The 4,052-nt window shown below is 66.2% G+C and carries 5 protein-coding genes; 1 reads left to right on the top strand and 4 read right to left on the bottom strand.

Annotated elements, in window-relative coordinates; translation table 11 throughout:
* Window positions 1-82: 82 nt before the first annotated feature.
* Window positions 83-481, top strand: coding sequence for a hypothetical protein (locus AX681_RS21680; RefSeq protein WP_156442827.1), 399 nt, complete (start codon window positions 83-85; stop codon window positions 479-481).
* A gap of 129 nt (window positions 482-610) precedes the next feature.
* On the opposite strand, the gene AX681_RS22740 is transcribed toward AX681_RS21680, so the two are convergent.
* From AX681_RS22740 to trpB, 4 genes are read right to left on the bottom strand one after another with little or no spacing between them, the layout of a single operon-like run.
* A complete protein-coding gene (locus AX681_RS22740; protein WP_231733784.1) occupies window positions 611-1,003 on the bottom strand; it encodes an endonuclease domain-containing protein in 393 nt (130 codons plus the stop codon).
* A 55-nt stretch (window positions 1,004-1,058) separates the two neighbouring features.
* A complete protein-coding gene (accD, locus tag AX681_RS00090) occupies window positions 1,059-1,919 on the bottom strand; it encodes an acetyl-CoA carboxylase, carboxyltransferase subunit beta (RefSeq protein WP_066659186.1) in 861 nt (286 codons plus the stop codon).
* Window positions 1,916-2,719 (bottom strand): tryptophan synthase subunit alpha, encoded by an 804-nt coding sequence (trpA, locus tag AX681_RS00085; protein ID WP_066659187.1) that lies wholly within the window; start codon window positions 2,717-2,719, stop codon window positions 1,916-1,918. Before trpA ends, accD begins: the two co-directional genes overlap by 4 nt.
* Entirely contained in the window at window positions 2,716-3,945 is a 1,230-nt protein-coding gene (gene trpB, locus AX681_RS00080) for a tryptophan synthase subunit beta (protein ID WP_066659188.1), read from the bottom strand. The genes trpA and trpB overlap by 4 nt, the downstream gene beginning before the upstream one ends.
* Window positions 3,946-4,052 lie beyond the last annotated feature (107 nt).

Here is a 4,052-nt window from a genome sequence, read left to right as displayed (position 1 = left end):
GTGGGGAGGGGGTGTTTGAAGGAGGGGGCTGGAGCCTTTTTGTTGGTAGGCGTTTACCCCGTCTATACGATAAGGCCGTAGTATGAGGTATCGCGAGAGCTTAGCTCCTAAGACCAAGAGCCAGTTGCGAGATCGCATCGTCACCACGCTTATGCGAGCACCTACCCGTCACTTCCCGGAAGATTATGGGTTGGACTTTGATGGAGCGTATTACAGCCTGGAGCGTGGCGTAGAGAACCTGCGCAAGAAGTTCGGTGATGCGAAGGCCGATCAGTTGCTGGACATGATCCGGCAGGCCAAAGTGCATCACGAAGCGAACGACAAGCTAGGTTCGAGGCTGTTGCAGGATGTTGAGATGATGGTCGCCGATCGTCAACCCTACGCCTATCCGAAGGAGCTGTATCGCTGGCATGTGGACGCTAGCCTACCGGAGCTGTCCGACGCGGACTTGCTCGATCGGAGTGGCGACGAGGAAGAGTGACCCGCATCTGTCGCGTAAGCCCTCGGCCATGCGATCCCGGCCTTGGTTGCGAGAGGGAGCGCAGCCAGCGGAGCACGCGGGGATGGGAGGCGTGCAGGCATGGACGAGCGGCCTTCAAGCCCCTCCCCTTCAGGGGAGGGGTTGGGGTGGGGCAGTTTTGGCATCGTCAGGCCACCGATCGGGAAGTGCATCCAGCTTTGACAGGATCGCCTGAAGCACGCCGTTGATGTTCTCCCGCACCTCGGCATTGGTGAAGCGGAGCGTCGTGAAGCCGGAGCGGAGGAAGAAGATGTCGCGCGCCTCGTCGCGGTCGGCGCGGTGGGTGTCGCCGTCGAGTTCGACGACCAGGCCTTTGGCCGGGCAGAAGAAGTCGGCGATATAGGGTGCGAACTTGTGCTGGCGGCGAAATTTGTGGCCGGCGAGCTGGCGGTTGGAGAGGTGGCGCCAGAGGTGTTTTTCCCACTCGGTGGGGTTGCGGCGGTTTTGGCGGGCGAATTTGGCTAGGTCGGTTTCTGTTGCCATGATTCCCCCACCCCAACCCCTCCCCTGAAGGGGAGGGGCTTTTTTCTTCGCCGCCCTACGCCGCCGCCTTTTCCTCCACCAGCAGGCCGATCAGGGCGCCGAGCTTTTCGCGCAGGTCCTTGCGGTGCACGACCATGTCGATCAGGCCGTGGTCGAGATAATATTCGCTGGTCTGGAAATCGTCGGGCAGCTTTTCGCGGATCGTGCTTTCGATCACGCGGCGGCCGGTGAAGGCGAGGGTGGCCTTGGGTTCGGCGATCTGGACGTCGCCGAGCATTGCGTATGCCGCCATCACGCCGCCCGAGGTCGGGTCGGTCAGCACGACGATGTAGGGCAGGCCGGCGTCGTGGAGCATCGAGATGGCGACGGTGGTGCGCGGCATCTGCATGAGGGACAGGATACCCTCCTGCATGCGCGCGCCGCCGCTGGCGGTGAAGACGATGTAGGGTGCTTTGGCGGCGATTGCGGCCTCGACGCCGGCGATGAAGGCTTCGCCGACCGCCTGGCCCATCGATCCGCCCATGAAGGCGAAATCCTGCACGCCGATCACCGCGCGCTGGCCAAGGATGGTGCCGCTGGCGTTGAGGAACGCGTCCTGCTCACCGGTGCTGGCGCGAGCGGCCTTGATGCGGGCGGGATAGGGCTTCTGGTCGCGGAACTTGAGCGGGTCTTCGGCGACCTTGGGGTTCGGGAGGACGGTATAGCTGCCCGCGTCGAACAATTGCTCGAAGCGCGCGCGGCCGCCGATGCGCTCATGATGGTCGCAGATCGGGCAGACCGACTGGTTTTCCTGGAGTTCCTTGACGAACACCATTTGCCCGCAACCCTTGCACTTGTGCCAGAGATGGTCGGGCGTCTCCGCCTTGTTCGGGATGACGAGCGAGATCGCGTTGCGGACGCGGGTGAGCCAGCTCATGCGGCGGTTTCCTTGCGTGCTGCGGCCAGCGCGGCCGACAGGGATTGGATATAGGTGCGGACGGCGGCGGGGGCATTGGCGCCCTCTGCCGCGATGATGTCGATGATCGCCGAGCCGACCACGACGCCATCGGCGACGCGGCCGATCGCGGCGGCTTGCTGCGGCGTGCGGACGCCGAAGCCGACCGCGACGGGGAGGTCGGTCGCGGCCTTGAGCCGGGCGACGGCAGCCTCGATGCTGTCCTGTGCCGCCTGCTGCTTGCCGGTAATGCCGGCGACGGAGACGTAATAGAGGAACCCGCTCGCGCCATCGAGCACGGCGGGCAGGCGCGCGGCGTCGGTGGTGGGGGTGGCGAGGCGGATGGTGGCGATGCCGTGGGGGGCGAAGGCGGCGATCTCGTCCGCTTCCTCCGCCGGGATATCGACGATGATCGCGCCGTCGATGCCTGCGTCCGCTGCCTTCTGCGCAAAGGCTTCGGGCGTCGGGCGGGTCATGGTGTTGGCATAGCCCATCAGCACCAGCGGGGTGTCCGGGTGGCGCTGGCGGAAGGCCGCGGCGATGGCGAGCACATCGGCGGTGCGCGTGCCGGCGGCGAGGCTGCGCAGGTTCGCGGCCTGGATCGCCGGGCCATCGGCCATCGGATCGGTGAAGGGCATGCCGAGTTCGATCACATCGGCCCCGCCCGCGACGAGCGCGTCGAGGATCGCGGCGGTGTCGCCGTCACCCGCGGTGACGAAGGTGACGAGGGCGGCGCGGTGGTCGCGCGCGGCGGCGGCGAAGGTGGTGGCGAGGCGGGTCATATCTCCACCCCCAGCGCCTCGGCGACTGTGAAGATGTCCTTGTCGCCGCGGCCGCACAAATTGGCGAGGATCACCTGATCTCGCCGCATTTCCCGTGCCTTGACCGCGACGGCTGCGATGGCGTGCGAAGGTTCCAGCGCGGGGATGATGCCTTCGGTGCGGCAGAGCAGCTGGAACGCGTCGAGCGCTTCGGTGTCGGTCACGCTGGTATAGGTGACGCGGCCGATGTCCTTGAGCCAGGCATGTTCGGGGCCGATGCCGGGATAGTCGAGGCCGGCGCTGATCGAATGCGCTTCGGTGATCTGGCCGTCCTCGTCCTGCAGCAGATAGGTCTTGTTGCCGTGGAGGATGCCGGGTTCGCCGCCCGCGAGGCTGGCGGCGTGCTTCTTGTCCAGCCCTTCGCCCGCTGCTTCGACGCCGAGCATCGCGACATCGGCGTCGTCGAGGAACGGGTGGAACAGGCCGATCGCGTTGCTGCCCCCGCCGATCGCGGCGACGAGCAGGTCGGGGAGGCGGCCGGTGCGGGCGAGCATCTGCGCGCGCGCTTCCTTGCCGATCACGCTCTGGAAGTCGCGGACCAGTTCGGGATAGGGGTGCGGGCCGGCGGCGGTGCCGATGATGTAGAAAGTGTCGTGGACGTTGGCGACCCAGTCGCGCAGCGCCTCGTTCATCGCGTCCTTGAGCGTGCCCGCGCCGCTGGTGACCGGGCGGACTTCGGCGCCGAGCAGCTTCATGCGGAACACGTTCGGCTGCTGGCGCGCGGCGTCTTTCGCACCCATGAAGATGGTGCAGGGCAGGCCGAAGCGTGCGCAGACGGTGGCGGTGGCGACGCCATGCTGGCCCGCGCCGGTCTCCGCGATGATCCGCGTCTTGCCCATGCGGATCGCGAGCAGGATCTGGCCGATGCAATTATTGATCTTGTGCGCGCCGGTATGGTTGAGCTCGTCGCGCTTGAACCAGATTTCGGCGCCCATGCCGTCGGGCGCGTTTTCGCGCAGCGCGTCGGTCAGCCGTTCGGCGTAATAGAGCGGGCTGGGGCGGCCGACATAATGTTCGAGCAGGTCGTCGAACTGCGCGGCAAAGGCCGGGTCGGCTTTCGCAGCTTTATACTCGCGCTCAAGGTCGAGGACGAGCGGCATCAGCGTTTCGGCGACATAGCGCCCGCCGAACTGGCCGAAATGGCCGCGGTCATCGGGCTGGGCGCGGAAGGAGTTGGGTGCGGTCATGATGAGGGGCGTTTAGGCGGGGATTGCCGCGACGCCAAGCATTGTTGGCGTGTGGGCTGTGTAGGGTTTCTTTGGTGGGGTTCGGGGAGTGGGGACAGGCCCTCCCC

Source organism: Sphingomonas sp. CCH9-E2 (genome assembly GCF_001557215.1).
GTDB lineage: Bacteria > Pseudomonadota > Alphaproteobacteria > Sphingomonadales > Sphingomonadaceae > Sphingomonas.
This window is presented reverse-complemented; position numbering and strand designations above follow the sequence as displayed.

Bases quoted from the DNA above. Each gene is read 5' to 3' on its own strand.
- AX681_RS21680 (WP_156442827.1), top strand. From the start codon at position 83: ATGAGGTATCGCGAGAGCTTAGCTCCTAAGACCAAGAGCCAGTTGCGA.
- AX681_RS22740 (WP_231733784.1), bottom strand. From the start codon at position 1,003: ATGGCAACAGAAACCGACCTAGCCAAATTCGCCCGCCAAAACCGCCGC.
- accD (WP_066659186.1), bottom strand. From the start codon at position 1,919: ATGAGCTGGCTCACCCGCGTCCGCAACGCGATCTCGCTCGTCATCCCG.
- trpB (WP_066659188.1), bottom strand. From the start codon at position 3,945: ATGACCGCACCCAACTCCTTCCGCGCCCAGCCCGATGACCGCGGCCAT.
- trpA (WP_066659187.1), bottom strand. From the start codon at position 2,719: ATGACCCGCCTCGCCACCACCTTCGCCGCCGCCGCGCGCGACCACCGC.